The following is a 26,231-nucleotide window of genomic DNA, read 5'->3' as shown; positions in this document are numbered from 1 at the left end:
AGCGCGGACGTGTGAACCAAGAGATGTCGTTGACACAGTTCGCGAAACGGTTCGAGTCGGCAGCGTCGGTGGTCTCGATTGCCGGCCGGACGCTGCTGGGCCTGGAAACGAACCCGGTCCCCTCCGAGTGGACCCACATCACGAAAGTCGATCCGGAGGGCGAAAAGCAACTGCCGCTTTTGTTCCCGAGTTATCTCTCGCATACGAGCGCCGTCTCGGTGGGCGGTTCACAGGACGTGACCGACGAGAACACCGAGCGGACCTTCGAGTTACTCACCGACAGCGGCGTGACCGCCTTCCACGAGCCCAGCGAGGCGACCCACGTCACCGAGAAGACCCGTGACCACGCGGACTTTCTGGCCGTGCCCGAAGTCCTCAACGGCGACAGCGAATCGCTCGTCGGAACGCTCGGCAAGGGGATCAATTACGTGCGTGAAGATCTCGGCCCCGAGATGATCGAACGGAAGATCGGCCTCCCGCTCGATGGCCTGTTCGGCGAGCGCGCGTCTGATTTCATCGCGGGAATGATGATGAACCGGGCCGTCTTCGAGGCCTACATCATCATGAACACCGACAGCGCCGCCGCTCGCGAAGCCAACGTCACCGAAGAGGATCTGCTCACGCCACAGGAGGCAAAAGAGCGCGCGCTGGCCGCCCAACATCACCTCGACAGCGAGATCATCTATCTCGAATACTCGGGAACCTTCGGGGGAGACGAGGCCGTCGAGATCCTCGACGCCATCGACGATGGCGTCTCGTGGTCACAGATCTGGTACGGCGGCGGCCTCGACAACAGGGCCGACGCCGAGCGCGTCCTCGACGCTGGTGCCGATGCAGTCGTCGTCGGCGATGTCTTTCATCGGGTCGCGGAGGTCGAAGCGGATCTGTTCGAGCAGGCCCGCGAACAGTTCGACGAGGAAACCCCCACCGACGAGATTCAGTCGTGGGTGGCCGAGACGACAGATATCGACGAGACCGACGCTGTGCAGTATCTCTCGACGGTTCCGTCGGTCGACGACCCAGAACAGCGAGCCATCGAATATCTCACTGCTGGCATCGAGTTCGCGCTCGCAGTTTCCGCGCTGGCCGAGGGGGTGTCCGATCCGACTCCCTCCGAGATCCGAACGGCCGTTGCCGATCAGGAGTTCGACATCGAAGCCGCGTTCCGAACGATTCCGGGTGCGGATGCAAACGGGATGGTCGAGGAGTTCGCGGCCGGACTGCTCGGCGAACGGTTCGACTGTGAGATGCCCGAGCGATCCGTCGCGAACCACTTCGCAATCGAATTCTGAGCCGGCGGTTTCTGGCATTACTCGCGAATCTTATAATTGCCTTACTCCGACAGTATCTCCGGGATAGTCACTCGTTACCATAGGTCAGAACAGGGATGCCAGCGGTGAACACACCAGATGAGGCCGGTTTCAGATTCGCCGTGGCCCCGGAAATCGGGCCGAATCGGGTGTCGTAACGCTAAAGAGCTAATCTCACCATATATAAGATAAGATGAACAACGTACGTTTCGGATTGGGGAGGTGGTGCTGTGGGTGTTGAGATTCGCGAGTCACCCGTTTCGGATGCGGAATTTGCGGAAATGGAACAGTTCGTCCACGATTATCTGGCCGCGAGCGTGCAGTCAGAAGACGAAGGTGGGCGAATGCGCTGGTATCCGTGGCACTCCGCGGAGTACCGGTTCAATCACATCCGGAACGTGGTCGAACTCGCTGTGGACATTGCACGAGAAGAGGGCGCGAACACCGACATAACCCGTGTCGCGGCGCTGTTTCACGACATCGCCAAACTGGAGGTGGATCAGGATATCCACGCCGAGGAAGGGGCGCGCATCGCCCGGGAGTATCTGGAGATTCAGACCGACTACCCGGCCTCGTTCATCGACCAGGTCTGCTCGGCCATCGAAGACCACTCCTACCAGGGTGATATCGACGACCTGCCGCTGGAGACGCGCTGTCTGATCGAAGCGGACATCCTCGACAAAGTCGGGGCCAACGGGGCCGCGCTCATGCTGTTGCGGATGGGCTACGAATCCCGGACGCACATGGATAGCTCAGAGATGGTTGGCCGGGTGCTCGAACGCGGCGAGGAGGCCCAGAAGCGAGTCCGAAGCCAGACGGCGACGGACATCGCACACCGCCGACTCAAGCGCGTCCGGTGGTTCAAGGAGTGGCTCGAAGACGAGATTGCTGGCATCGACCCCGACGCCTGACTAGACAAGCGTCGAGAGGCCGTCGATCAGAAACAGCAGTCCTGCGCCGAGGAGAACGAGTCCGCTCACGCCCGCGACGATAGGCGCGAGTCTGTCGACCCGGTTGCGCCCGCCGACCAGGGCGGCCGGAAAACCGACAATCCAGACGACGATGCCCCCGAACAGCCCGCCGACCAGCAACGGACTGCCAGTCTCGACGACGACGAGTCCAGCCAGCGACTCCCCGACCGCCGGGAGAACGCTGAGCACGTCGAGTGTCCCCGGCGAGAGCAATCCAACCCCGACAGTGAGCCAGAACAGAATCTGGTAGGGATTCGTGATTGCGAGGACGAAGGCCTTGAGAAACCCTCTGTTCTCTCCAGATTCGTCTTCACCCGTAAGCGTCTCGTCGATGCTCTCGAGTGCGCCGTAGCCGAAATAGAGCATGAGAACGCCGCCAACGGCGATCATTCCGGCTCGGACCCGCGGGGCAGCCTCGATGATCGTCACCAGTCCCGCGACGGCGAGCAGAAAGAAGATGAAGTCGGCGACCATCGCCCCGAGGCCGGCCCGGAAGCCGGCAGACCAGCCGCGGCGGACGCTCTCTTCGGCAATAATCGCGTTCATCGGCCCCGGTGGGGCGGCCAGCGCGAGGCCGAACAGAACGCCGGCCCCAATCGTCAGTACGACGGTCCCTGCCATCGGCTGCGGCTTGGCCGCGCGAGCGAATAAACGATATGATCAGGACGGGCGGCGACTGACTTCGTAGCCGTCGTCTTCGACGCCGATGATCGCCCACTCGTACTCCGGATCGGCACGTTCGAGTTTTTCTTCGAGAGTCGAGACTGATTCCGCGTGCGTGACGAAACACCGCAAGTTGCCCGAACGCGGCGGCTCCGACGGTTCGTCCATCGGTGTGACCTGCACGACCCGCCATTTCCGTTGTGCCTGGATCTCAGCCCCCTCTGGCGTGACTTCGTAGCCCAGATCAGTGAAGATCGATTCGGCCTCCTTCTGTAGTGACGTGCTCACAGCACTCATTCGGTATGACATACCACCCCAAACATCATAAACGTATCTACTGTCCGGATAGCTTACAAGTTACTCGTGAGCAGCGTCCCACTCCTCGGCTTTCGTCCGGTTGCTACAGACGTTGCACTGGATGCGACCCATCGAGTCGACAGCGCTGTCGGCAGTTTCGCAGTTGCCACAGAAGAATCCCCAGCGCGTCTGTGCGTCACTATCGGCGTAGACGACGAAGAAGGGGCCTTTCTGTCCACGTTTGCCTGTGGTCCGGTCGACGAACAGCGTCCTCTTTTCGGGGCCGGTGATGCGGTCCATACCGCAACGTTACGGCCGAGACACAAAGACGCTACTCCTCTTCGGAGGCCTGGGCTGGAAGTCGACACGCTCAGGTGGCCCCCGCTCGAAACCGGGAGTGAATGACGCAGGTCGTCGTCCCAGTCAGATATCCGTTGAGTGATCACTCGCGGGCAACGCTCGAGGAGGCGATCAAAATCGCCTCCGAAGAGGCGGACGCTTCGGTGACGATACTCCACATCAACCTCTACCAGAACGGAAAACAGGTGACGAGAAGTCAGCTCAAATCCGCCGTCGAAGAGGAGTTCGGCACGGTCCCGAACGTCCGGTACTCCGTCCGGAAGGGGCTGCTCGTCGAGCAATCTATTCTCGAAGAAATCGCCGCCGAGGAGGCGGATGTCGTCGTCATCGGAAAGAAGCAGGTCGGCCGCTGGCGACAGATGATTCGACGGCTCACCGACAACCCCGACATCGAATCGTTCCTGCGGAGCCGACTCGACTGTCAGGTCGTGACCGTAGGATAGCGCGGCACCACTATATTGAAGGTGTTTATAAACCTGCCCAGATATCCGTGGTGTATCTTGGGGTGAAAAGAGCCAGTAGTAGAAGGTACAATGAGTTCACGGCAAGGTCAGACGTTCGGACGGTCCCCTCAGCGTACAGAGCAAACAATCGAGGACGAGACGGAGATCACGACATTGATGGGCGCACTCGAAGACGCCGACTGCCGAGCGATTCTCGAAGCCACGAGTAATGAAGCGCTAGCGGCGACCGAACTCTGTGACGCTTGTGACCTCTCCTCCTCGACGGCCTACCGGAAGGTCGACCAGCTCACCGAGGCGGGCCTGCTCGAAGAATCGATCCGGCTCAGCCAGTCTGGCGCACACACCAGTGAGTACAGCCTCGCAATCTCCGATCTGGAGATCGATCTGCAGGGCGGACTGGAACTGACCGTGACGAGCGAGCAGAACGCCCCGGCGCCAGCGGCGGACTGACCTCCGGAGATCCCGGCAGGGATGGGAGGGATTTTTGTCCGCCGGCACCCTCGCCACTCTGTATGCGTGTCGCGTTCGTGGCGATGGAGACGACTCGGCAGGTCGACAGTGCCGGCGCACGCCGCTTCGAGCGGATTGCGCGGTTACTCGCCGACCGCGGCCACGACGTGACGATTTTCTGCAGTCAGTGGTGGGACAGCTACGACGACGAGCGGACGGTCGACGGCGTCAGGTACCGAGGTGTCACGCTCGGGACTGCGCTCTCGTCGTTTTGTACGCGACTCCCGGCACTGCTGGCGGCGTACAACCCCGACGTTGTCCACGCCCGCCCGATCCCCGGCGAACAGGTGCTCGCGGCGAAGACCGGGAGCCGACTGGCGCGTGCGCCGCTGTTCGTCGAGTGGTACGGTGACCAGCGACTGCCGCAGACGCGCCGCACCGGGTGGGCGGCGACCAAACCGACACGGATCGTTACACCTTCTCGGCTGGTCCGGACTCGTGTTCGTGAGTTCGGCGCGACTGAAGACCAGACACTGGTCGTCCCCGAGAGCATCGACTTCGACCGGATCGACTCCGTCGACCCGGCTGAAGACGTCGATATCGTCTACGCCCATCCGCTCGACGGCAGCGCCAACATCGAGAGTCTCTTTCTGGGCCTCGCGGAACTGCGCGAGCGTGACTGGTCGGCGACAATTGTCGGCGACGGTCCGGAACGCGAAGCCTACGAACAGGACGCGGCGGATCTGCGGATCGACGACCGAGTGACCTTCGTCGGAGCCTGTGACCGCGACCGGCGGCTGGAGTTGTATCGCGGCGCGCACGCCTTCGTCCAGACGGCCTACCGCGAGGAGTTCGCCACGGAACTGCTCTGGGCGCTGGCCTGTGGCTGTGTCGGTATCGTCGAGTATCAGGCCCAGTCCAGCGCGCACGAACTGATCGAAAACTACGAGCGAAGCTATCGGGTCACCGACCCGCAGGAACTCGCAAACGCAATCGTCGACGCTGGCGAGTTCGAGGACCAGACGCAAAATGCCGAGTGGGAACGATACGACCACGACACGGTGATCGAGCAGTATCTCGATGCCTACCGAGAGTTCACAGACGGCTGAAGCGACGGCCGATATGAACGCACCGTGAAGATGTGACGTACCTGCACAGCCGAGGGGCTATTATCAGCGCGTCGCGCGCAGATTCCTGTATGAGTTTGCTCGGTTCGGTGTTCGGCACGGACTCGGAGGCACAATCGACGACAGATGACCGGCACTCACAGAAGTACGCCGTGCTTTTGAACGCAGGGCCGTCGGATACGCCCGTTGCTGGCAACGGGTTCAATTACGCTCTCGAACTCGCCGAGTCAGGATACGAGGTTGAACTCTTTCTGGACGGCGAGGCGACGAAATGGCCCGCGGAATTTGCGGACCAGCCCGACCGTCCGTACAGCCACGATTGGCAGAAAATCGAGGAGCGCGGTCTGCTCGCCGGCGCCTGTGGTTACTGCGCGAATGCCTTCGACGTGGCCGACGCCTGCAAGAACTCCGGCGTCGACCTGTTGAGCGACGCCGACGAACACGCGCCCGCGATTGCACAACTCGCGGCGGAAGACTACGAGATTCTCACTGTCGGATAGCCATCAATCTCCACGTGAAACCCCCCACCGTTTCACCTCTGGCTCCCCCCGCAGTCTACGACATAGTTATCCGTAGTTTCACTTTCACTCCGGTTCGGTCATCCTTAAGAGTCTACACCGCATCCGTTCAAACAGGAAGCGACGACTGGTTAGTGGCTACGATACCGATATACCCGAGATGTGACACGTAATCGAACGTAAAAGAACCCGGATACAAAACCTATATTTGGGTCCAACCCAATGAAACCTCTGTCACAAATGATAGTAATGGGAGCACAATCACGGCGGAGTACCGGACGAAAAACAGGGGTACGAGGTGGGAGCCAATGAGTAAGGAGCTCGCGGCTGACGAACTCACACTTCCGATCAAACGAACCGAGGGAGACACCCTCGAAGAGCGGCTGACGGCGAATGCATATCACAACATCCTGCCGGCACGATACCTCAAGAAAGACGCCGAAGGAGAGGTCGCCGAACAGCAGGAGGATCTCTTCGAGCGCGTCGCGGAAAACATCGCGCTGGCCGAGGCCGTCTACGAAGCCGACAATCAGGACGTGGAGATTACCGTCACACCCGACCAGCTCAAACCGGACCATCCGCGGCGGGACGAACTGGCCGAGGAAGTCTTCGGAAAGGGAACGACTGCCGACGACGACGTCGAGACGGTCCTGAACGAGTACAACGTCAATAAGTTCGCCTACGAGACCATCGTTCCGGAACTCCCCGACGAAGTACGCGACCACGTCGAGGAGACCGCAGCAGAGTTTCAGGAGCAGATGGAACGACTCGGCTTCATGCCGAACTCGCCGACGCTGATGAACGCCGGCGACGAACTCCAGCAGCTATCAGCCTGTTTCGTCGATTCGCCAGGCGACGACATCGACGACATTCACCAGACGGCCAAGGAGGCCGCACAGGTCTTCCAGAGCGGTGGCGGCATGGGATACGCTTTCTGGAAGCTTCGACCGTACGGCGACCCCGTCGGCTCGACTGGCGGCATCGCCTCCGGACCGATCACGTTCATGCGCACGTACGATCAGATGTGCGAGACCATCGCACAGGGTGGAGCCCGGCGCGGCGCGCAGATGGGTGTCATGCGCGTCTCACACCCCGACGCGATCCAGTTCATCCACGCCAAGAACAAGGACGTCTCTCTTGCGAACACGCTCCGACTCAACGACCCCGACGACTTCACGCACAACTCCTTCGCGGATGCGCTGGAAGAGGCCCGCGAACTGATCGACGACGAGGGTCGAGTCCCCGAGCACCTCCGCAACGCCGTGGAAGGGCACCTCTCGAATTTCAACATTTCCGTCGGTATCACGGACGACTTCATGGACGCGGTGAAAAACGACGAGGAGTTCACCTTCACCAACCCGCGTACCGAGAAACCCCACATCGCCACCGAGGAGACAAAGGAACTGTACGACATGTTCGGGCTCGGCGAACACGTCGAGGCTGGCGAAGTGCTCTCCGTTCCCGCTCGTGAGATCTGGGACGACATCGTCCAGGGCGCCCACGAGAACGGCGAACCGGGCGTCATCTATCTCGAACGCGTCAACAAGAAACACTCCTTCGACGTGGAGGAACACCCAGACCACGAGATTCTGGCGACGAATCCGTGTGGCGAGCAGCCCCTCGAAGAGTACGAGGCCTGCAACCTCGGCCACATCAACCTCTCGACGCTGGCTGCGAAGAACGCGCCTGACTGGCGCGTCTGGAGCGAGCGTCACGCCGACGAGTACGACACCCAAGAGGAGGCACTAGACGCCTTCCTCGAAGAAGCCATCGACTGGAAGTCCTTCGACGACCGGATTGAACTCGGCACGCGCTTCCTCGAAAACGTCGTTACGATGTCGGACTTCCCGGTCGACGAGATCGAGGAGACGGTTCGCGAGATGCGCAAGATCGGTCTGGGAATCATGGGCCTGGCTCAGCTGTACGTCCAGCTCGGTATGGAGTACGGCAGCGACGAGGCCAACGAAACCGCCAAGCAGCTGATGACCCACATCAACCACGAGTCCAAACAGGCGAGTCACGAACTCGCCAAAGAGCGTGGCTCCTTCGGCGAGTGGGACAAATCCAAGTACGCCAACCCGACCGAGTACGCCGAGTGGTTTGAGCACCACACGGGACTCGACGCCGACGACTGGGAAGACGGCTTCCCGATGCGCAACCACAACACGACGACCATCGCACCGACGGGAACGACCTCGATGGTCGGCAACACTACCGGCGGCTGTGAGCCCATCTACAACGTCGCCTACTACAAGAACGTCTCCGACGACGTGCAGGGCGACGAGATGCTCGTCGAGTTCGACGACTACTTCCTCCGCACGCTGGAGGACAACGACATCGACGTCGAGGCTGTCAAGGAGGAGGCCCAAGAGCAGATGGCCAACAACGAGTTCGACGGCGTCGACGGCCTGACGACAGTGCCAGACGCCATCGGCGAACTATTCGTCACGACGGGCGCGCTTTCCGCCAAAGAACACGCCGGCGTCCAGACTGCCTGCCAGCAGGGCGTCGACTCCGCCATCTCGAAGACGGTCAACGCGCCGAACGACTCCTCACTCGAAGACGCCAAGGAGGTCTTCGAGTACATCTACGACCACGGCGGCAAGGGCGTCACCTACTACCGAGACGGCACTCGTAGCAAGCAGGTGCTCACGACGCGCGCGCAGAACACCGAGTTCGCCGACATGGACGAGAGCGAACTCATCGAGCAGATCGAAGAGGTCTTCGGCGGTATCGAAGGCTTCCTCGACCACGAAGACGTGCAGGCAGCTCTCGACGAGCAGGTCGAGGAACTGCTCGCGAGCGCGGACAACGAACAGCCGTTCGCCCAGAAGCAGAGCCGACCGGACGTGCTCCACGGCATCACTCAGCGTATCGACACGGGCTACGGCAAACTCTACGTCAACATCAACGAAGACCCGAAGGAGGACCGACCGTTCGAGTTGTTCGCCAACATCGGCAACTCCGGTGGCTTCACCGCCTCCTTCACCGAAGCACTCGCGAAGACGATTTCGACAGCGCTGCGTTCGGGCGTCGATCCGAACGAAATCGCCGACGAACTGCAGGGTATTCGCTCGCCGAAAGTCGCCTGGGACAAGGGCGAACAGATCCAGTCGATTCCCGACGCCATCGGGACGGCAATGCGTCGCTATCTCGACGGCGATGTCGAGCGAGCGTACCCGCAGCAGCAGACCCTCGAAGAGACTGCCGGGGAGGCAGACGCTGAGAGTGCGGAGGCAGGACGCGTCGAGACCGAACCGGAAACTGACGGTGGCGGTGCGGTCTCAGCCGGTGCAAACGCTGACGCGGGAGCAAAGACCGACCAGCAATCGATCATCGACGCCGGCGAGAGCCCCGAGTGCCCCGAGTGTGGCGCGCTCTCGCTGTACTACTCGGAAGGCTGCAAGACCTGCGAGTCCTGCGGCTGGTCCGAGTGCTGAACTGACAGCGGAGCGTTCCGTCTGCAGACACTACGGAGCCAACAATGAGTGAGGACGGCGGCCGACCGTGCCCGCAGTGCGAACAGCCGATGTACCGCCGTCACTGCAAGTACGTCTGTCCGCAACACGGCGTCGTCTACGACTGTTCTGATACGTTTTACTGACTCTCCGGCGAGCTACCGGACTGCACTCGGCGGTATGCCGGTCCGGCGAGCAATAACACGGCGAGGCCAGCGAGCGCGACGACCAGTTCTGGCTGGATCGAAAAGGAGGAGAGGTCGAGCGTGCGCATCGATGCCCCGGCAAAGACCGCGACGAAAGCCCATGGAACCTCTCCGATCATCGTCCCCAGCAGGAACGGGCCGGCTGAAAGCCCGGACAGCCCCGCGGCGTAGGAGATTGGATCGCCGGGGACCGGCGAGAATCGGGCCGCAACGACGCCGCGCACGTCACCGGTCGCCGAGAAGAACTGTTCGGCAGTGTCGCTGACGTAGCCAAAGAGTCCGATATCGTCGTTGGCGTACCGGCCGATCAGATACGGCGGCAGTGCCGTCAGTGCCGCGCCGGCGATTGCGAGGCCGAATCCGGCGGCGGGGCCGTAGAGATAGCCCAACAGCACCGCAACGGAGGTGACGGGCCACAGCAGAAACGGACGGACGAGATAGAGTGCGCCCAGTGCGACACCGAAGATGAGCGGTCGAGCAGCGAGTTCTTCGAGGCCGCCCAGCACTGCGCCGGGGGAGAACACCACCGCCGCGAGGCCGGCAACGCTCACCAGGCCGGCCAGCCCGAGCAGTTGTCGTCTGGTCGCGACGCCCATTACCAGGAATGCCGTCCTACGGCATCAAACGCTTTGTGGTCGGCGTCCAACACCCAAGTTGTGACGAGTGATCCACCGACCGATCCCGTCCGCGACCGAATCGAGCTCGGGGTCGAACTACTGGCTCACTGCGAAGACCAACAGCTAGACCTCTCTGATGCCATCGACCGCATCGAAACGGTGACGACCGACCCCGCGGTCACCAGAGAGATCCTCGATACCGCGGAGATGCGCGGGATCATCGACCGAGAGGACGGCGTCATCCACACCAATTCCGGATCCTTCCTCAGTTTCGAGGCCGACGTGATCGAACGAGAAGGGGAGTTTACCTGCAAGCGCTGTGGCTCAGACATCTCGACGGGCTATTTCATCCAGTTTCAGGCCGGCGAACACGGCCCCTTCGGCTCCTCGTGTATCAGAAAAGTCACCGGGCGGGAGTAGTTTAGGTCTGGCGACGGAGTTCTTCGATCAACTGCTGGATGGTCTCGCGCTGGGTCTGGAGTTCATCGCTCTGTTCGGCGAGTTGTTCCTGCTGGGCTTCAACGGCCTCGGTGAGCGCCGCGACCTGTTCGCGTAGTTCGTCGAGTTCTTCGGCAGTGCCCGAGTGCTGCGCCGGCGCGTCGGTGGCATCACCGGGCCCCGAGGAGGCGGTGCTCTCCTCAGGAACGGCCGTGTCGGTCGACTCTTCGGTAACGACCGCCGGGCCGTCGCCCGCGACGGTCGGGCTGTCGCTCTCCTGGCTGGTCGTCTCCGACTCTGTAGACGGGGACGCTGCTGTCGTCTCCGAGTCGGCCGACTCCTCGCTGGTATCGCCGACCAGCGGTGAGATGTTCTCGTCGAGTCCAAGCCCTTCGGTCCCTGTCGGCTCGGAGTCCGGTTCGGGCTTGTGGCCGATTTTCTCGTTCAACGCGTCCAGCGAGTCGACGTCGTAGTACGCAAAGAGTGCGTTCGTCAGCGTCTGCCGGAGTCGGCGGGCGTCGTCGCTGGGTGCTTTGATCCGCTCCGGTCGACCGCTGACAGAGATGACAATTTGCGTGGCGACGCTTCCTTCCTCGAAGTCAAGTCCCGTCACGTCCTCGAAGGCGTACTCCTCGAAATCCGGGTCCCAGACGTACGCGCCGACGTGTTTGACCAGCCGCGAATCCGTCACGATGAGCGTGAGTTCGCTGAACAGAAAGACACCGGCGACCGACTCTTCATCGCCGAGCACGCCGGCTGTCCCGAGCACTCCGGCGAGCAGTCGCGAGAGGACCTGGTCGGTCCGACTGCTCGTCACCTTGAATTTCTCGACGCTGTCGACGTATTCGAGTGCGAAGGTCGTCTTCCGCCGGCCTTCCGAGACGTTCAACCGCTCGATGTCGTGACCGTAGCTCTCGACGGACTCGTCGCTCAACAGCCCCTCACCGCGGTACAGAAGCGTCCGCGTCGGGGTGAAACAGATAACGTCCTCGTCGCCCAGACTTACCGCTGACTGGATCGTCTCCCCCTCGGCGGCCTGTGTGATCCGATCCGGTATCTCCATGCTCGGGATGTTCCCGCCAGTATATATAAATCCGCGGGTCACAGCCGGGTCCTGAGTAAATTCAACCGGGCAGTGAACGGAATTACTCCAGCGTGTCTTCGATGACGTTTCGGTACTCTCGAATCGTCTCTACGTCGAGGGCGACCGATTCGCCGTCGAGCGAAAGCGAGAGGCTCCCAGACTCGTCGGCGGTCCCGAGTTCGACGACCGGCGCGATTCCGTCGAAGGCTGCGCGAACTTCCTCGGGCGCGGTCGTTTCGAGGACGATCCGGCCAGGCTGTTCGTCGAACAGCGCTGGAAGTGAGCCGTCGATGGTGACCGAGGCGCCCGCCTCCTCTGTGACCATCTCGGCGAGCGTCACCGCGAGGCCGCCGTGGCTCACGTCGTGGTTTGCGAGCGTACTCTCACGATCCGCGACCGCAGCGGCCGTCTCGACGAAGTCGCTGGGATCGTCGGGCACGGCCGGGAACTCGTCGCTCCCGCCGAACTGCGCGAGGTACTCCGAGCCACCGAGCTTTCCATCACGGTCGCCCGCGAGCGTCCGGTCGCCGACGACGAGAACCGTCCCTTCGCCCGACAGCGACAGCGGCGGGGCGTCGTAGCTCTCTTTCGTGCCCACGACGGCCAGTGTCGGCGTCGGTGGGATCGGTCCGGTCGGCGAGTCGTTGTACAGCGAGACGTTCCCGCCGACGACCGGAATACCGAGATTGCTGCACATGTCTGAAAGCCCGTCGACGATATCCGAGAAGCCGCCATACACGTCGGGTTTCTCGGGGTTGCCGCCGTTGAGACAGTCCACGGCAGCGTGCGGGAGCGCACCTTTGGCCGCGAGGTTCGTCGCGTTCTCCAGTGCGACTGCCCGCGCGCCGTCGTAGGGCGCGGCGTCGGTCCAGTTCGGGTCGGCCCCGGAACTGAATGCCAGTCCCACATCGGCCTCGCGGACGGAGAGGACGGCAGCGTCGTCGCCCGGCCGGACAGACGTGCGGACCTGCACTTCGTGGTCGTACTGGCGGTAGACCCAGCGTTTCGAGGCGGTGTTCGGACTGGACAGCACGGATTCGAGCGCCGTCTCCAGGTCCACGTCGGGCAGGTCGCGCTCGACGCCAGGTTGTGGTTCGGTCGGCAGATCGTTCATCGGCGCGCCTTCGCCGAGGAAGTGTGCGTCCACGTCCACGACCGTCTCGCCTTCGAAGGAACAACGGTAGTTGCCGTCGGTCACGTCACCGATGACGGAGGCACCGAGATCGTAGCGCTCGGCGATGGCCTTCACCTCGTCGACGTTCTCGGGCTTGACCTCGTAACACATCCGCTCCTGTGACTCGGAGAGCAGGATTTCCAGCGCGCTCATATTCGGCTCGCGCTGGTGGACGGCTTCGAGTTCAATATCGGCACCGAGGCCGCCCTTGGCGACCATCTCGCTGGATGCCCCGCCGAGTCCCGCTGCGCCGAGGTCCCGTGCGGACTCGATCAGATTCTCGTCGACCAACTGCTCGCTGGCCTCGATCAGCAGTTTCTCGGTGTAGGGGTCACCGACCTGCACCGCAGGTCGGTCCTCCGTCTCGGCGTCTTCCGAGAGATCTTCGCTGGCGAAAGACGCGCCACCGAGTCCGTCGCGGCCGGTTCCGTTGCCGACGAGGACGAGTTTGTTACCGGGCTCTTGTGCCACGGCGGTGACCAGTCGGTCCGGGTCGTCGATCAGGCCGATACAGGCGACGTTGACGAGCGGATTGCCCTCGTAATCGTCGTGGAAGGCGACGCTTCCCGTTACTGTGGGGACGCCGATACAGTTGCCGTAGTGGCTGATTCCCTCGACGACACCCTCGAAGAGATAGCGGGAGTGTTCGCGGTCGAAGTCGCCGAAGTACAGCGAGTCCGCGAGTGCGATGGGATAGGCACCCATCGAGAGAGTGTCCCGAACGATGCCGCCGACGCCGGTCGCTGCGCCGTCGAACGGATCGACGTAAGAGGGGTGGTTGTGACTCTCGATACCCATCGTGATGTAGGCCTCGGAGCCGTCCTCCCCGACTGGAAGTGAGACGACAGCGGCGTCGTCGCCGGGACCGACGACGACCTGTTCGGCCTCGGAGTCGAACGCGCCAAGCAGCGGTCGCGAGGAGCGATAGGCGCAGTGTTCGCTCCAGAGGTTCTCGAACAGTGCCGCCTCCGCCGGTGTCGGCTCACGACCGAGATGGTCGACGACGAGTTCGTGATCGGAATCGGCCAGACTCATTGTGGAGTGATTGCCCCACGGCGGTGAAAGCGCTTTCTATGCGCGGCCAGCCCGCGTTTCAGGAGAGGTCACAGGTCATCCGCGGATCGTCTTCCGGAATCGTCGTCAGCCCCTTATCGATCCGATTGATCGGCTCACTCGGCTGGAGTGCTGCCGACCACTTCGCCTCCGACCGTGGCGTGTACTCTGCGATTGTCACGGGCGAGCGGGCCTGATTGTTGTACTCCTGAAAGACGTACTCTTCCTCGCCTTTGGGCGTGTCCCGGACGGCCATGCCGGGAACCTCGTCGAGTATCGCGGAACTGTCGGCCGTCCCGGCCGCCTCGAACGCCTGGACGATTGCCGAGGCGGTTGCAAAGGCCGAGCCAGTGAACATGTCTGGAACGACGCCGTAGGCCGCTCTGTGGTTCTCGGTCAACCAGTCGTTGACCTCGTTGTCGTACTGGTTCCAGAAGTACCGGCAGGCGATCGGGCCGAATGGGAGCAGATTATCGACGACGAACTTCGAGATTTCTCGGCTTCCCGTCTGGGCCTCGACCGCATCGAGCGCGCTTTCACCGACCTCCCGGAAGGTCAGTCGTGACGGTGCCTGACTGAACGTCGTCTGTTCGTATCCCCCCTCCAGGAATGCCTCAGCATAAAATGTCGCCGTCTGTCCAGTCGCCCCGATGACGACTGCGTCGGTATCGGTGTGGCTCCCCTCGGGTCCGAGCAGCCCCTGGAGAATCTCCTGCCATCCCTCAGTCACGAGGCCGACTGGCTCGAACCGTTCGATATATTCGGTACTGCCCTCGTTTTCGAAGATCTGTCGGTAATTGCTGATGACGTCCCGCCCGAAACTGCTGTCGACTCCAAGCAATGCGACTTTCGAGATGTCGGGGTCTTCGACGAGATTCAGCGCGCCTGCACGAGAGACCATCGCCGTGTTTTCCGTCGTCCGGAACAACTGGTCGCGACACTGTGCGCTATCGGCGGTGACCTGGCTGGTCGAGCCCTGCCCGACGAACATCGGGATATCGGTCTGGCTGAGAATGAGATTGTTGACCCGCACGATTCCGTCGGAGCTACTCGTCCCGTAGAGGAGGTCACACTGATCGATCAGTTCGGTCGCGACGCTTGCGGCTGTCTCGGCGTCGCTGGCCGTATCCCGGATCAGAAACTCGATTTCGACGCTGCCGGCCCCCTCGATATCGTCGACGGTATACCGAAGCACCTCGCCGTTCAACTCCTCCATCACGACGGCCGGGTCGGTTCCGTAGCCGTTCTCTGACCAGTTGATTCGGCTACCGGGGTCGTCCTCCAACTGGAGGGGACTATCGCGGTTGTTCTTGTAGGCGAAGCCACTCAACAGGCCAGCCAGCCCCTGGTGTGCAAACTCCGGGCCGTTCGCGCCGGTGATATCCTGCAAGACACCGATCGTAAAGGCGTCGGCGCTCCCCTGACTGGTCGTCGTTCCGTTCTCCTCCCCATTGTCGGTACCATCGTCGTCTCCCCCGGAACAGCCCGCAAGCGCGGCGACTGCACCCACACCCGCCACACGGAGTGTCTGCCGTCGAGAAACGGTCCCTGGATCCATACGTAACCGCATGGCAGTGTAATGTATGAAAGTTTCTGTAACTGAGGGACATGTCTAGCTATCTTGGGTCGATTTTTAGCCATAGCTAGGTTGGTACGACCGGAACGAACTCGATTCACTCCGATCTGAGCAGTTGCTCGGCGGTATCGGTAGCAATGTAGTAGGTGTGTTTGCGATGGGTCTCGGATTTCGGTTTCAGTTTTCGCTCGCTGGCCTTGATCGTACTTCCCTCGTAGACGGTCACGAGACCGACCCGCCGGAGCGCCCGGTAACAGTGCCGGACGTGCTCGAATGCTAGCTCCAGTTCCTCAGCAGTCATCCGAGGATAGTCGGGACCGCCCCGGGCCAACCGCTCGACGATACGTTTGCCGTCCGGGAGATGTCTGAGGACGTTCGCTTTCCCCTCGTCGGTAGCGAGAAACCGCAAGAGATGGTCACCCTCACGAGACAGGCGGTAGTAGGTGTGGTGTTGGCGGACTTCGTCGGCCATCTTGGCTTTGACGTTGCGCTGTTTGACCGTCCCCGACTCGACCCGTTCGAGGACACCGGCCGATTCGAGTTCCTGACAGAGGTCGTCGATCCGCTCGTGGCGGGCGTCGAGGTGACCCGAGATCGAACGCGGATAGTTTCCCTCGACGGTATCGAGATGGTAGCAGACGAGATACGCGAGTGGATCGCTCGGCAGGACTGCCAGTTCGCCGACGACGCTCTCCTTCCGATCGAGTTCAGATTCCAGTTCTTTCGCTCGCTCGTAGCGCTGCTGTGCGTTGGTCGCCGCGTCCTCGTCGATGTCGATGTCGACAGAAATGGTCTCTCCGTCCGGCGCGTCGAGATCCAGCGTCAGCCCTTCTTCCCAGTGATCGCCAGCCTCGTTCCGAGCGTCTTCGATCGCCTGTTCGACGCGGTGGATACGAGTCATGATCGTATCGGCTTCGCGTCTGAGGCGGTCGATCTCGGCCTGAGAGACCATCGAAAAGAGCCGTTAGAACTGTGAGTCGTCGAAGTCGCTCCCGATCCGGTAGGGTGATTCTTCCTCTTCGCCCTCGCCGTCGAGTTCGTCGAGGTGGACGATATCCTCCTGATCGTACTCGTCGAGTTCCTGGCGGAGTTTCGTCACGTAGCGTTTGTGTTCTTCGAGTTGCTCGCGGAGGTGTTCGGCCTCCAGTTCCAGCCGTTCGTGCTCGCGAACGAAGCTTTTCGGCACTTCGACTTTCGGCGGGAAACTCTCCGCCGTCGAACTCTCGGCGGTCGACTCGTTGATCTCGTGTTCGGGAACGACCTCGACTTGGCCGTCGTGGGCAACGAGCAAGTCCACGTAGTCCCGGAAGACGGCAGACAGCGAGATATCACGCTCCTCCGCGATACCGCGCAGGGTCTCGAATTTCTCCTGACTGACGCGGAAGGAGATCGTCTTGTTCTTGTTGCCCATAGCTAGCTACAAAATCTATGCTCTTCGTATTTAATCGTTTGTCAGACAAATGTTACTGAACGTATGTGTTAGGAACTCACACGCGAGCCGATACGACGATCGGGCTCGGCAGTGTGGTCAGTCTGCGGTCGCTTCGGACTGTTCGCTTTCGAGACTCTCCAGGGCCTCGATCGCGGCCTGTTTGTAGTTATCGACAGGCAAGTCGTACTCCTCTCTGGCCATCTCGACGTACTCGTCGGCCTCGGCATCCTGATAGTGCTGGATGCGGTCGATGGTTCGCTCGGCGGTCTCGATCACCCAGCGGTCACGGGTCGCTTCGTCGACTTCCGTGATCGACTCGGGTCGGACGGAAACGTTCACGTCGCCTTCGTCGGTCTCGTAGGTCCGGGGTTTGCCGACGACGGCAACGTACGCCGGCGGTTCGAGTTCCCGGAGCATCGAGGCGGCATCTGGCTGGTACTGGCCGGCGTAGGTGAAGAAGGTCCCGCCGTTCGGGCCGACGATTCGGCCCTGCCAGTACTCCGAGTCTTCGCCGACATCCTGTGTCTCGGTGAGCGTGCCGACGATGAAGATCCGATTTGCTCGCTGGCCGGTCGGCAACAGCGCGTACACCGGCGCGCGGTCGTCGTCGCTCTCTTTGAACGTGTACGTTGCATCGTTGAACTCGCGTGCGAAGACGCGGCGTGCGACTTCGCGGGTTGGCACACTCGACATTTAGATCGACCTCGCTTTGATCAGCACGGCATCTGGATCCACTTCCCCCTGTGCACGCGTGACCTCGTCGGCCAGCACGTACCGGCCGTAGGTCGGTCCGGTGATCCGGTAGTACCGACCGAGGATTTTCTCGTGCATCTCGTCGGCCACCACGGAGGTGTCGAGGGCGTCCATCGCCATCTCCTGGGCCTCGTCGAGTGAGATTCCCGTGAGATCTTCAGTCAGTTCACGGTCGAAGATGACCTCGTGGACATCCGTCCCGTCGTCGATGACGGCCTTGATCCGCAGGTCGAACTCGCCTTCGACTTCACCGTGTTCCGAACACCGACCGTTCTGGAGGACACGGGTACAGTCCTCCTCGGGACAGCGTTTGATCAGTCCGGAGTCGGCCTGAATATCGACGAGTGCACCCTCGATTTCGACGGCGTCTTCGCCAACCTCCAGTTCCTCGTCCAGTTGTTCGATGGTCGTCGTCCGGTTGAGTTTGACCGAAAACCGGCCCTGGTACTCGTCGGTGACGACGTTGCGGAGGTCGTAGACCTCACCCTCGTCGAGGGAGGGCAGATCGGATTTCGACCACTTGGTGAACTTCACAGTCCCGGTTTCGTCGCCGAGCAGGCCGACCTGCGCGACGGCGTCGCTGTTGGGCTCCCAGAGTTCGACGACCTTCGCGGTCAGATCGATCCACTCTTCGGGACTGTCGATATCTGCGACCTCGACACGGTCGTTACCGCTGCCACCGCCACCGCCGAGGTCGTCTCGCTCCATCCCGGCCTCGTCGAGATAGGTGTTGACGACGCTACGGCGGGCCTCGCTGGTGGGCACTTTGTACTCGTTGACCAGCGTTTCGAGTCGCTCCTGAACCTCGTCGACCGAAACGTCGAGCTGGTCTGAAAACTGTTCGTGTATCTCTGTCGCGTGGGTCTGCAAATCGCTCTCAGTCATGTGCGTTCACTGTCTCCGCGTTGTTTTCAATGGGAGACATACGTCGCTTGGCCCCCCATTACATAAAAGGTTAGGTGACCGGAGTGAAAGTGAACTGTCCGTGCTGGCAGGGGCGCATCCGTACCTCTTAGTAACCGCCAGCCGTGAACTGACGGTATGAGCGGCGAGTACGAGCCGGTCGATTCACCGGACGAGACGACAGTGTTCCCGTATCACGACCGCACACCGCCGACGACGGCCGACGTATATGCTGCACGACAGATCGTGAGCCGGCACCTTCCACGGACGCCACTGGTCAGAAGCGAAGCGCTCTCCGCGCGGTTCGACGCCGATATCTACCTGAAACGGGAGGACACCCTTCCGACGGGCGCGTTCAAAGTCCGCGGCGGCGTCACACTCGGCGCGCGACTCGGTGACGAATTCCGCGACCGCGGATTGATCGCCGCGAGCACCGGGAACCACGGCCAGTCTGTCGCCTTCGCTGGCCGAACCTTCGACATTCCAGTCACGATTGTCGTCCCCGAAGATGCGAACCCCTCCAAAGTGACCGCAATGGAGCGCTACGGCGCGACCGTTCGGTTCCACGGCGACGCGTTCGACGACGCGCGCGAGCACGCTGAAGAACTCGCTGCTTCAGAGGGGTATCGATACGTCCACTCGGCGAACGAGGCAGATCTAATCGCGGGTGTTGGCACCGCGGGAATCGAGGTCGTCGAGGATCTGCCCGAGATCGACTACCTGTTCTGTCCGATTGGCGGCGGATCGTCGGCGGCGGGCTACTCGCTCACCGTCGGCGAACTGACCGACGCCACCGTGATCGGCGCTCAGTCCGAGGATGCGCCCGCAATGTACCGTGCCTACTCCGAGGGAACACTCGACCCGCACGACCGGATGGAGACGTTCGCAGAAGGAATCGCGACACGCGTCCCTTTCGCGCTGACGACCGAGGTTCTTCGAGATCACCTCGACGAATTCCAGTTAGTCAGCGACGAGGCGATCAAACGCGGCGTCCGAGAGCTGTACGAATCCGAGCGAATCGTCATGGAAGGTGCCTGCGCGGCGAGTCTCGCGGCGATAGAGCAATCCGCGGACCGGATTCGAGACAGCACCGTCGTTTTCCCCATCTCTGGGCGGAACATCGACGCGGAAAAATTCGAGATGCTGATTGAGAGCGAGTGAGTCTCGGCTTAGACCAGCAGCGGGACGTGGACGACCACCGTGGCGGCGACGCCGACACCGAAGATGACGTAGTTCGCTTTTGCGTTTGCGGCGTAGACGAGATCGAAGCAGTGTTCACGGGCGGAGAGTGGGAGATACGGACGGATCCCCATCGGGGTGATGCTATCGGCGACGAGGTGGGAGGCAAGCGACAGGCCAGTTGCGTTCCCGACCACGAGACCGACTGCCGGCGTTCCGAACAGCCAGCCTGTACAACCCGCGATGACGGTACAGGCTGCCACGAACCAGACGGTGTGTGTCGGCCCGCGGTGCTGGATCGGCAGCCCTTGATCGGAATCCGGCAGCGAAGCGACGGCCACGGCGAGGAGGAGTCCGAGCAGAGCCAACCTCACTTCCTCGGCGTAGTGCAGACTGGCACCGAGTGGAAGATAGCCCAGCAGTGCGGCACCGACGTGGCCGGGACGTTGCATACCGGCGGTAGCGGCCGGGGAGTCTTAACCCGACTGGCACAGATATTTCAACTGGCCGACCCAAAGAATGGTATGACCGATTCGGATCGTGTCTCGCGGTTTCTCAAGGACAAACTGCAGGACGCCGGCCGCCAGTACGAACAGGCGCGGCGGGCGTTCAGCGAGGCACGGATTGCGGCGCGGGCGGATCTGCCGACCGAGGACGGTAAAGTTCGAATCGTCTGTCGCCGCCACGCCGAGAAACGCGCCGTCGAACTCGACGAGGAGGCACGGCCGGCCTGTTTCGAGGACGGCCACCCTGACTGTGAGGGTTGTGCCGAGGACATCCGGGACGGCTGTATCGAGACGTGGTAAACTGCGCGAGCCATAACTTGGAGAGGAGGGGTTTCGCTACCAAAAAAGGGATATTTCGCGACGGAAGAGCGTGGGATATGAAGGCCGTGGTGCGATTCTGGATCAGCGTCCTCTCGTTGCTTGTCAGCGTCTCGGCCGTTGGATATCTCTTTTTGTCCTTCTTGTTCCCAGAGAGGGCATTCGTCTTCCAAGGCCAGCTGATTCGGCTGGGAGTGATGTTCGTGGCACTGCTCGGAATCGGCTCGCTCGTCTGGTCAGCAGTACTGGCTGACAGTGTGAAAGATCCCTCATCTCCGGCAAAGAACCGTAACCGGTAGCATCGGGGCGGCCCAACGGAGCGTATGACCGACGACGGGGACGAGTCAGCAAACGCGGGGTCGCCGGGCGTTCCGACACCGGACTCCGACGGTGATGGATCAGTGACAGAGGAGACAGATCCACTGGACGGACTCGCCGATCAGGAGGGGTGGCGTGTCGACGGCTCAGCAGCACGAGTCCATTACAGCGGCGCGACAGATCGGTACAGTATCGAGTACTACGCGCCGAGTGAGTGTACGCTGTACTGGAAGGTCCCGCCCGAGGACGCCGGTGAGACGGCCGTGCCAGTTGGGAGAGAGACGGTTCCCGACCCGCTACGCGAGCGGATCCGCGAGGACCTGGCGGCGGCAGGGATCGATCCAGCCGTCGACGAGCGGACCCTCTGAAACCGTCAGTTCCAAGAGCACAGCACCGATCAGATCAGGCATGAGGTTTCATCAGGCGGCGAATTACCTGCTGGATCTACGCCGATTCGGCTCCCGGCCGGGGACAGACGCGACCCGGGAGCTACTCGACGCGCTCGGAGACCCCCACGAAGGGGTGCCGTGCGTGCAGATTGCGGGCAGCAACGGCAAGGGCTCGACCGCGCGTATGGTCGAGTCGGTTCTTCGCTCTGCTGGACTGGACGTTGGACTCTACACCTCTCCCCATCTCGACGATATTCGCGAACGCGTCCGGATCAACGGCCGCAAACTCGCCGAACAGTCGCTGGTCGAATTCGCCGAGGAGATCGGTGAACACGTCACCGACCGTGCGGCCGCGGGCGACGCGCCGACCTTTTTCGAGACGATCACGGCGCTTGCCCTCTGGGAGTTTGGCCGTCAGGACGTGGATATCGCGATTCTCGAAGTCGGTATCGGCGGCACCCACGACGCGACCAGTGTCGTCGATCCGGTCACGAGCGCAATCACGTCGGTCACGCTCGAACACACCGAGATTCTGGGCGAAGACGTCGAGACGATCGCCCGCGATCTCGCCGGCGTCGCACCCGACAACGGACCGCTCGTCACGGGCGCATCCGGCGATGCACTCGATGCGATTCAGGGAGTCGTCGGCGAGACGGTCGTCGTCGGCAGCGAGGGCGACGAAGTCGACGTGACCGCCACCTACGACGGTCGCGAGGGACTGGAAGGTGCAGTCACAGTCGACAGCGAGCAGTGGGGAGTCGAAACGAAACTCCCGCTGCTGGGCCGTCACCAGGCGAGCAATGCAGGTGTGGCGGCGACACTCGCCAGACAGATCGTCGAACTCGATGCCGTCGGCGACATCGATCCGCCTGCGGAACTGGCGGGCGAGCAGTCGGGGCTGAACGAGCAAATCCTCGCACGGGGACTCAGAAACGCCCACTGGCCCGGTCGCTTCGAGATCATGGACGAGGACCCACTGGTCGTCCTCGACGGCGCGCACAATCCCAACGGCTGTGAGTGCGTCGCCGAGACGCTCTCTGAGTTCGAGTTCGAGAATCTGCATCTCGTCGTCGGCGTGATGGCCGACAAAGATCACCGCGGGATCGCCCAGGCCTTCGATCCCGACACGGTGACTGCCTGTCGACCGAATCTCGACCGGGCAGAGGACGCCGACGTGTTGGCCCACGTTTTCGAGGAGGAGACAGATGCAGCAGTCGATTCGCGTGCGGACGTTGCCGGTGCAGTCAAGGACGTACTCGCCGAGGCGGGCAACGACGACTGCGTGCTGGTCACAGGGTCGCTCTATACCGTCGCGGAGGCACGTACGCGCTGGGCGCGGGCGAAGATTCCGAAGCGTATCGATTCGATCCCGGAAGCCAAAGAGACGCTGCGGGACGCCCACGTCACCGACGCCGGCCAGTGGCGGATGCGCGGCAAGGCCGTCCACCGGATCCTCAAGACCCGTGTTCAGCCGCGACAGGCGCAGTATCTCAAAGAGGAACTGCTCTCACTGGGCGGCGAGTGTGCGGTCTCCGGGCTCAACGATCAGGACCGGGAGAATCTCGGCGTCGTGATGATGGGAACGATGGCGCAGTTTCGACGACTCGCGGAGAAACTCGATGGCCAGCCCTACGGCCTCGCGCCCTTCGCCGACGAACTCCGCGAAACCCTCGACATCGGCACCGACCCTGACCACCGAGGCTATCCGTGGGAGGATGGCACCGCCGTGATGGGCATTCTCAACGTCACGCCGGATAGCTTCCACGACGGCGGCGAGTACGAGGCACAATCGGACGCCGTCGAGCGCGCTGAGGAGATGATCGAGGCCGGCGCGGATATCATCGACGTAGGCGGAGAGTCGACCCGCCCCGGCGCGGACCCCGTCCCCGTCGAGGAGGAGAAGGCCCGCGTGCTACCAGTCGTCGAGCGGATCAACGACCTCGACGCGCTGGTCTCAGTCGACACCCGGAAGGCCGAAGTGGCGCGGGCGGCGCTGGACGCAGGTGCTGACATCCTCAACGACGTGTCGGGTCTCGAAGATCCGGAGATGCGACTCGTCGCCGCCGATTACGACGTACCGGTCGTCGTGATGCACTCGATCAACGCTCCGGTCGACCCGGATTCAGACATCCACTACGACGATGTCGTCGAGGACGTGATCGACTCGCTGACCGAACGGATTCTGCTCGCCGAGAAGGCGGGGCTGGATCGCTCGCAGATCATCATCGACCCAGGACTGGGCTTCGGCAAGAGTTCGGCGGAGAGTTTCGAGTTGCTCGGCCGGATCGGCGAGTTTCGGGGGTTGGGCTGTCCAATTCTGGTTGGCCACTCACACAAGTCGATGTTCGAGTTGGTCGACCGCAATGCTGGCGAACGGTCCGATCCGACCGTCGCGGCGACGGCGCTGGCGGCCGAGCGGGGTGCCGATATCGTCCGCGTGCACGACGTTGCACCCAACAGAGCGGCCGTCGACGTTGTTGGTGCCGCTCGGAATCCGTTCGATCAGGACTAGAACAGCGGCGGTTTTCTACCGCGAGAGCATCGCCCGCAGTTGCTCCCGCGAGAAGAGCGTGCTCGGCCGGTCCATGTGGACGCCAATTTCGCCCTCGAACAGCTTCATCCCGACCTCTTGGACCTGCTCGGGCAGTGAGTAACCCGCCCGGACGAGTTGACCCAGCGCGATGTCAGATTCGAGTTCGTCGCGCCAGGCCTGTTCGTAGGTTTCGAGCGTCGTCGGATCGGCTGGATCGACAACATCTGCGGCGATGTCGGCGGCAGTCATGCCGTAGAGGATGCCGCCGCCTGTGAACGGTTTGTTCTGGCCCGCGGCGTCACCGAGCAGGAAGACCCGGCCAGTCTGGGTCTGCTCCGGCGGCCCGATGGGGATGAGCCCCGAACAGCGGCGATTTGTTTCGACGCCGTAGCCCGAGACGAACTCCTCGAACTGAGCGGAGACGTCGTCGCTCGGTGGCGTCGCTAATCCGTACTCGACACCGGCGTCGCCGCGGGGGATCCGCCAGGCGAAAAACCGCGGGATAGTGAGGTGAACGTCAACGAACTCCTCGTGGTCCGGTTCGTCGGTGAAGCCGAGCACGCCGTGAAGCAACTCCTCGGGGTCTGGGAGACCGACCGAATTTCTAACACGAGACTGTGGCCCATCACAGCCGACGACCATCCGGCCGCGGTGAGTCTCGACCCCGTCGGGACCGCGCACGCGCACCTCAACCCAGTCCCGTCGCTCCTCAAGCTCGACGACGGTGTGCTGTTCGCGAACGTCCGCGCCCGTATCGCGCGCGGCGTCGGCGAGTGTGCGGTCGAGTTCGACGCGGTCGATGACGTTCGAGATCTGTTCCTGCTTGTAGAAGCGGTGGGCGTCGCTTTCGGGACCGCCAGTGTGAAACCGCGCACCACGGATCTCGTTCTGTTTGAGCCGAGATTTCGCGTCGTCGGGGACGAACGACCAGATATCCGTGCTCACGTGACCCGAGCAGGCCAGTGGTTTGCCGACTTCGCCCTGCTCGAAGGCGACCACGTCGTGGCCCCGTTCGGCCGCGCGGCGGGCAAAGCGCGACCCAGCGGGGCCGGCACCGACCACCAGAAAGTCGTGCATACCTGACAGTACGCGCCCACCAGCAAAGCACTCACGGTTAGGGCCAGCGACAGCGGTCGGAGGATCACAATCAAATGTGTAGAATTCAGCCGTGAATCGGCCTTCCTGTCGGCTGTCCGGAAAACAAAAGGGGAATTTTCAAAAGCACGCCGTGTGGACTTTCTACGTAATGGTACTGGAGCAACTCGCATTCGGGCTGTTCGCTGTCGTGACACTGGCGAGCAGTCTGGGTGTCGTTCTCGTCCGCGACGTGTGGCACGCGGCGCTGTTACTCGGGTTGGCACTATCGAGCGTGGCAATCCACTACGTGATGCTCAGCGCCGAGTTCCTGGCTGTGATCCAGGTGCTCGTCTACATCGGGGGGGTCCTCGTCTTGCTTACCTTCGCCGTGATGCTCACACGTGAACAGGACGATACCGACGGCAGGGAGGTGGGCGCATGACCACGCGACCGCGACTGATCGAGATCGACCGGCGGCTACTGCTCGGTCTCATCCCGCTGGGACTGTTCGTCGCGATCGCCACGTTCGTCCTCACGACCGATTTCTCTGGGGTCGAGGTCGTCGGCTTCGATGGGGGCGGATTGAGTATCGTCGAGGACATGGGCTACTCCTTCATCGGCGCGCCCGAACTGGCCGAACTCGAAACGGAGGATTTCCTCGTCGCGCTCGTTCTCATCGCGGTCCTGCTCGATGCCGCACTCGACGGCGCGTTGATGCTCGCCAAACGCGACGACGGAGGTGACCAATAGATGGCCGTCGAACCAGGTTGGTATCTCCTGCTCTCTGCGGCCGTCTTCTCGATCGGCCTCTTTGGCGTCCTCGTCCGCCGGAACGCACTCATCTTCTTGATGTCTATCGAGTTGATGATCAACGCTGCGAACATCAATCTCGTCGCCTTTGCACTCGTCTACGGAAACATCACCGGTCAGACGTTCGTCCTCTTCCTGATCGCACTGGCGGCCGCAGAGGTCGCCGTCGGGATCGGGATCATCCTCGCGCTGAACCGCAATCTCGACAGTATCGACGTCACAGACGCTGTTACGATGAGGTGGTAAG

Annotated in this window: 29 protein-coding genes; 16 read left to right on the top strand and 13 right to left on the bottom strand. The window is 62.1% G+C overall.

Annotated elements, in window-relative coordinates:
* Positions 1–23 precede the first annotated feature (23 nt).
* Positions 24–1,292 (top strand): geranylgeranylglyceryl/heptaprenylglyceryl phosphate synthase, encoded by a 1,269-nt coding sequence (locus tag V8P86_RS00575; RefSeq protein ID WP_336325289.1) that lies wholly within the window; start codon positions 24–26, stop codon positions 1,290–1,292.
* Between the two features lie 248 nt (positions 1,293–1,540).
* Positions 1,541–2,221 (top strand): HD domain-containing protein, encoded by a 681-nt coding sequence (locus V8P86_RS00570; RefSeq protein WP_336325288.1) that lies wholly within the window; start codon positions 1,541–1,543, stop codon positions 2,219–2,221.
* Here the strand turns inward: V8P86_RS00570 and V8P86_RS00565 are convergent, their stop codons facing one another.
* From V8P86_RS00565 to V8P86_RS00555, 3 genes are read right to left on the bottom strand one after another with little or no spacing between them, the layout of a single operon-like run.
* Complete coding sequence (locus tag V8P86_RS00565; RefSeq protein WP_336325287.1) at positions 2,222–2,902, bottom strand: LysE family translocator; 681 nt, start codon at positions 2,900–2,902, stop codon at positions 2,222–2,224.
* A gap of 39 nt (positions 2,903–2,941) precedes the next feature.
* Positions 2,942–3,241, bottom strand: a complete 300-nt coding sequence (locus V8P86_RS00560) for a DUF7116 family protein (RefSeq protein ID WP_336325286.1) — start codon at positions 3,239–3,241, stop codon at positions 2,942–2,944.
* 60 nt (positions 3,242–3,301) lie between these two features.
* Positions 3,302–3,541 (bottom strand): DUF5816 domain-containing protein, encoded by a 240-nt coding sequence (locus V8P86_RS00555; RefSeq protein ID WP_336325285.1) that lies wholly within the window; start codon positions 3,539–3,541, stop codon positions 3,302–3,304.
* Positions 3,542–3,642: 101 nt separating this feature from the next.
* On the opposite strand from V8P86_RS00555, the gene V8P86_RS00550 reads away from it, so the two are divergent.
* From V8P86_RS00550 to V8P86_RS00525, 6 genes are all read left to right on the top strand, one after another.
* Positions 3,643–4,044: a universal stress protein gene (locus V8P86_RS00550; RefSeq protein ID WP_336325284.1), complete on the top strand. Its 402-nt coding sequence runs from the start codon at positions 3,643–3,645 to the stop codon at positions 4,042–4,044.
* A gap of 90 nt (positions 4,045–4,134) precedes the next feature.
* Complete coding sequence (locus V8P86_RS00545; RefSeq protein ID WP_336325283.1) at positions 4,135–4,515, top strand: helix-turn-helix domain-containing protein; 381 nt, start codon at positions 4,135–4,137, stop codon at positions 4,513–4,515.
* 62 nt (positions 4,516–4,577) lie between these two features.
* Complete coding sequence (locus V8P86_RS00540; RefSeq protein ID WP_336325282.1) at positions 4,578–5,624, top strand: glycosyltransferase family 4 protein; 1,047 nt, start codon at positions 4,578–4,580, stop codon at positions 5,622–5,624.
* A gap of 89 nt (positions 5,625–5,713) precedes the next feature.
* The gene (locus tag V8P86_RS00535) at positions 5,714–6,142 is read left to right on the top strand and encodes a DsrE family protein (protein WP_336325281.1); all 429 of its coding nucleotides are present in this window, start codon (positions 5,714–5,716) and stop codon (positions 6,140–6,142) included.
* Between the two features lie 326 nt (positions 6,143–6,468).
* Positions 6,469–9,600, top strand: a complete 3,132-nt coding sequence (locus V8P86_RS00530; protein ID WP_336325280.1) for an adenosylcobalamin-dependent ribonucleoside-diphosphate reductase — start codon at positions 6,469–6,471, stop codon at positions 9,598–9,600.
* Positions 9,601–9,644: 44 nt separating this feature from the next.
* The gene (locus tag V8P86_RS00525; RefSeq protein ID WP_336325279.1) at positions 9,645–9,764 is read left to right on the top strand and encodes an HVO_2523 family zinc finger protein; all 120 of its coding nucleotides are present in this window, start codon (positions 9,645–9,647) and stop codon (positions 9,762–9,764) included.
* On the opposite strand, the gene V8P86_RS00520 is transcribed toward V8P86_RS00525, so the two are convergent.
* Positions 9,758–10,420, bottom strand: a complete 663-nt coding sequence (locus V8P86_RS00520; protein WP_336325278.1) for a TVP38/TMEM64 family protein — start codon at positions 10,418–10,420, stop codon at positions 9,758–9,760. The two genes, V8P86_RS00525 and V8P86_RS00520, sit on opposite strands and share 7 nt — an antisense overlap.
* Positions 10,421–10,480: 60 nt before the next feature.
* Between V8P86_RS00520 and V8P86_RS00515 the strand changes: the two genes are divergently transcribed.
* Positions 10,481–10,861 (top strand): DUF5830 family protein, encoded by a 381-nt coding sequence (locus tag V8P86_RS00515; protein WP_336325277.1) that lies wholly within the window; start codon positions 10,481–10,483, stop codon positions 10,859–10,861.
* Position 10,862: 1 nt separating this feature from the next.
* On the opposite strand, the gene V8P86_RS00510 is transcribed toward V8P86_RS00515, so the two are convergent.
* From V8P86_RS00510 to V8P86_RS00480, 7 genes are all read right to left on the bottom strand, one after another.
* On the bottom strand, positions 10,863–11,942 hold the full coding sequence (locus tag V8P86_RS00510; protein ID WP_336325276.1) for a DUF7115 domain-containing protein: 1,080 nt from the start codon (positions 11,940–11,942) through the stop codon (positions 10,863–10,865).
* An 82-nt stretch (positions 11,943–12,024) separates the two neighbouring features.
* Positions 12,025–14,172 (bottom strand): phosphoribosylformylglycinamidine synthase subunit PurL, encoded by a 2,148-nt coding sequence (purL, locus tag V8P86_RS00505; protein WP_336325275.1) that lies wholly within the window; start codon positions 14,170–14,172, stop codon positions 12,025–12,027.
* Between the two features lie 58 nt (positions 14,173–14,230).
* The gene (locus V8P86_RS00500) at positions 14,231–15,748 is read right to left on the bottom strand and encodes an ABC transporter substrate-binding protein (protein WP_336325274.1); all 1,518 of its coding nucleotides are present in this window, start codon (positions 15,746–15,748) and stop codon (positions 14,231–14,233) included.
* A gap of 115 nt (positions 15,749–15,863) precedes the next feature.
* Positions 15,864–16,718 (bottom strand): DUF2250 domain-containing protein, encoded by an 855-nt coding sequence (locus V8P86_RS00495; protein WP_336325273.1) that lies wholly within the window; start codon positions 16,716–16,718, stop codon positions 15,864–15,866.
* Between the two features lie 12 nt (positions 16,719–16,730).
* A complete protein-coding gene (locus V8P86_RS00490; RefSeq protein WP_336325272.1) occupies positions 16,731–17,177 on the bottom strand; it encodes a DUF8146 domain-containing protein in 447 nt (148 codons plus the stop codon).
* Between the two features lie 117 nt (positions 17,178–17,294).
* Positions 17,295–17,891, bottom strand: coding sequence for an RPA family protein (locus tag V8P86_RS00485; protein WP_336325271.1), 597 nt, complete (start codon positions 17,889–17,891; stop codon positions 17,295–17,297).
* Positions 17,892–18,836 carry a replication factor A gene (locus V8P86_RS00480; protein WP_336325270.1) on the bottom strand — a complete coding sequence of 315 codons (945 nt, stop codon included), beginning with the start codon at positions 18,834–18,836 and terminating at the stop codon, positions 17,892–17,894.
* A gap of 156 nt (positions 18,837–18,992) precedes the next feature.
* Between V8P86_RS00480 and V8P86_RS00475 the strand changes: the two genes are divergently transcribed.
* Positions 18,993–20,015: a threonine ammonia-lyase gene (locus V8P86_RS00475; protein ID WP_336325269.1), complete on the top strand. Its 1,023-nt coding sequence runs from the start codon at positions 18,993–18,995 to the stop codon at positions 20,013–20,015.
* Positions 20,016–20,023: 8 nt separating this feature from the next.
* Here the strand turns inward: V8P86_RS00475 and V8P86_RS00470 are convergent, their stop codons facing one another.
* Positions 20,024–20,485: a metal-dependent hydrolase gene (locus V8P86_RS00470; RefSeq protein WP_336325268.1), complete on the bottom strand. Its 462-nt coding sequence runs from the start codon at positions 20,483–20,485 to the stop codon at positions 20,024–20,026.
* 72 nt (positions 20,486–20,557) lie between these two features.
* Here V8P86_RS00470 and V8P86_RS00465 point away from each other — a divergent pair, with 72 nt between their 5' ends.
* From V8P86_RS00465 to folP, 3 genes are all read left to right on the top strand, one after another.
* A complete protein-coding gene (locus V8P86_RS00465) occupies positions 20,558–20,839 on the top strand; it encodes a DUF7091 family protein (RefSeq protein WP_336325267.1) in 282 nt (93 codons plus the stop codon).
* A gap of 341 nt (positions 20,840–21,180) precedes the next feature.
* The gene (locus tag V8P86_RS00460; protein WP_336325266.1) at positions 21,181–21,543 is read left to right on the top strand and encodes a DUF7538 family protein; all 363 of its coding nucleotides are present in this window, start codon (positions 21,181–21,183) and stop codon (positions 21,541–21,543) included.
* Between the two features lie 40 nt (positions 21,544–21,583).
* Entirely contained in the window at positions 21,584–24,076 is a 2,493-nt protein-coding gene (gene folP / locus V8P86_RS00455; RefSeq protein WP_336325265.1) for a dihydropteroate synthase, read from the top strand.
* Positions 24,077–24,091: 15 nt separating this feature from the next.
* Here the strand turns inward: folP and V8P86_RS00450 are convergent, their stop codons facing one another.
* Positions 24,092–25,174 carry a geranylgeranyl reductase family protein gene (locus V8P86_RS00450; protein ID WP_336325264.1) on the bottom strand — a complete coding sequence of 361 codons (1,083 nt, stop codon included), beginning with the start codon at positions 25,172–25,174 and terminating at the stop codon, positions 24,092–24,094.
* Positions 25,175–25,343: 169 nt separating this feature from the next.
* Here V8P86_RS00450 and V8P86_RS00445 point away from each other — a divergent pair, with 169 nt between their 5' ends.
* The 3 genes from V8P86_RS00445 to nuoK are packed head-to-tail and all read left to right on the top strand — an operon-like array spanning position 25,344 to position 26,230.
* Positions 25,344–25,616 (top strand): NADH-quinone oxidoreductase subunit J, encoded by a 273-nt coding sequence (locus tag V8P86_RS00445; protein WP_336325263.1) that lies wholly within the window; start codon positions 25,344–25,346, stop codon positions 25,614–25,616.
* Positions 25,613–25,924, top strand: a complete 312-nt coding sequence (locus V8P86_RS00440) for a hypothetical protein (RefSeq protein ID WP_336325262.1) — start codon at positions 25,613–25,615, stop codon at positions 25,922–25,924. Before V8P86_RS00445 ends, V8P86_RS00440 begins: the two co-directional genes overlap by 4 nt.
* Entirely contained in the window at positions 25,925–26,230 is a 306-nt protein-coding gene (gene nuoK / locus V8P86_RS00435; RefSeq protein WP_336325261.1) for an NADH-quinone oxidoreductase subunit NuoK, read from the top strand.
* Position 26,231: the final 1 nt, after the last annotated feature.

It is taken from the genome of Halovenus anhuiensis (assembly GCF_037080055.1).
GTDB lineage: Archaea > Halobacteriota > Halobacteria > Halobacteriales > Haloarculaceae > Halovenus.
This window is presented reverse-complemented; position numbering and strand designations above follow the sequence as displayed.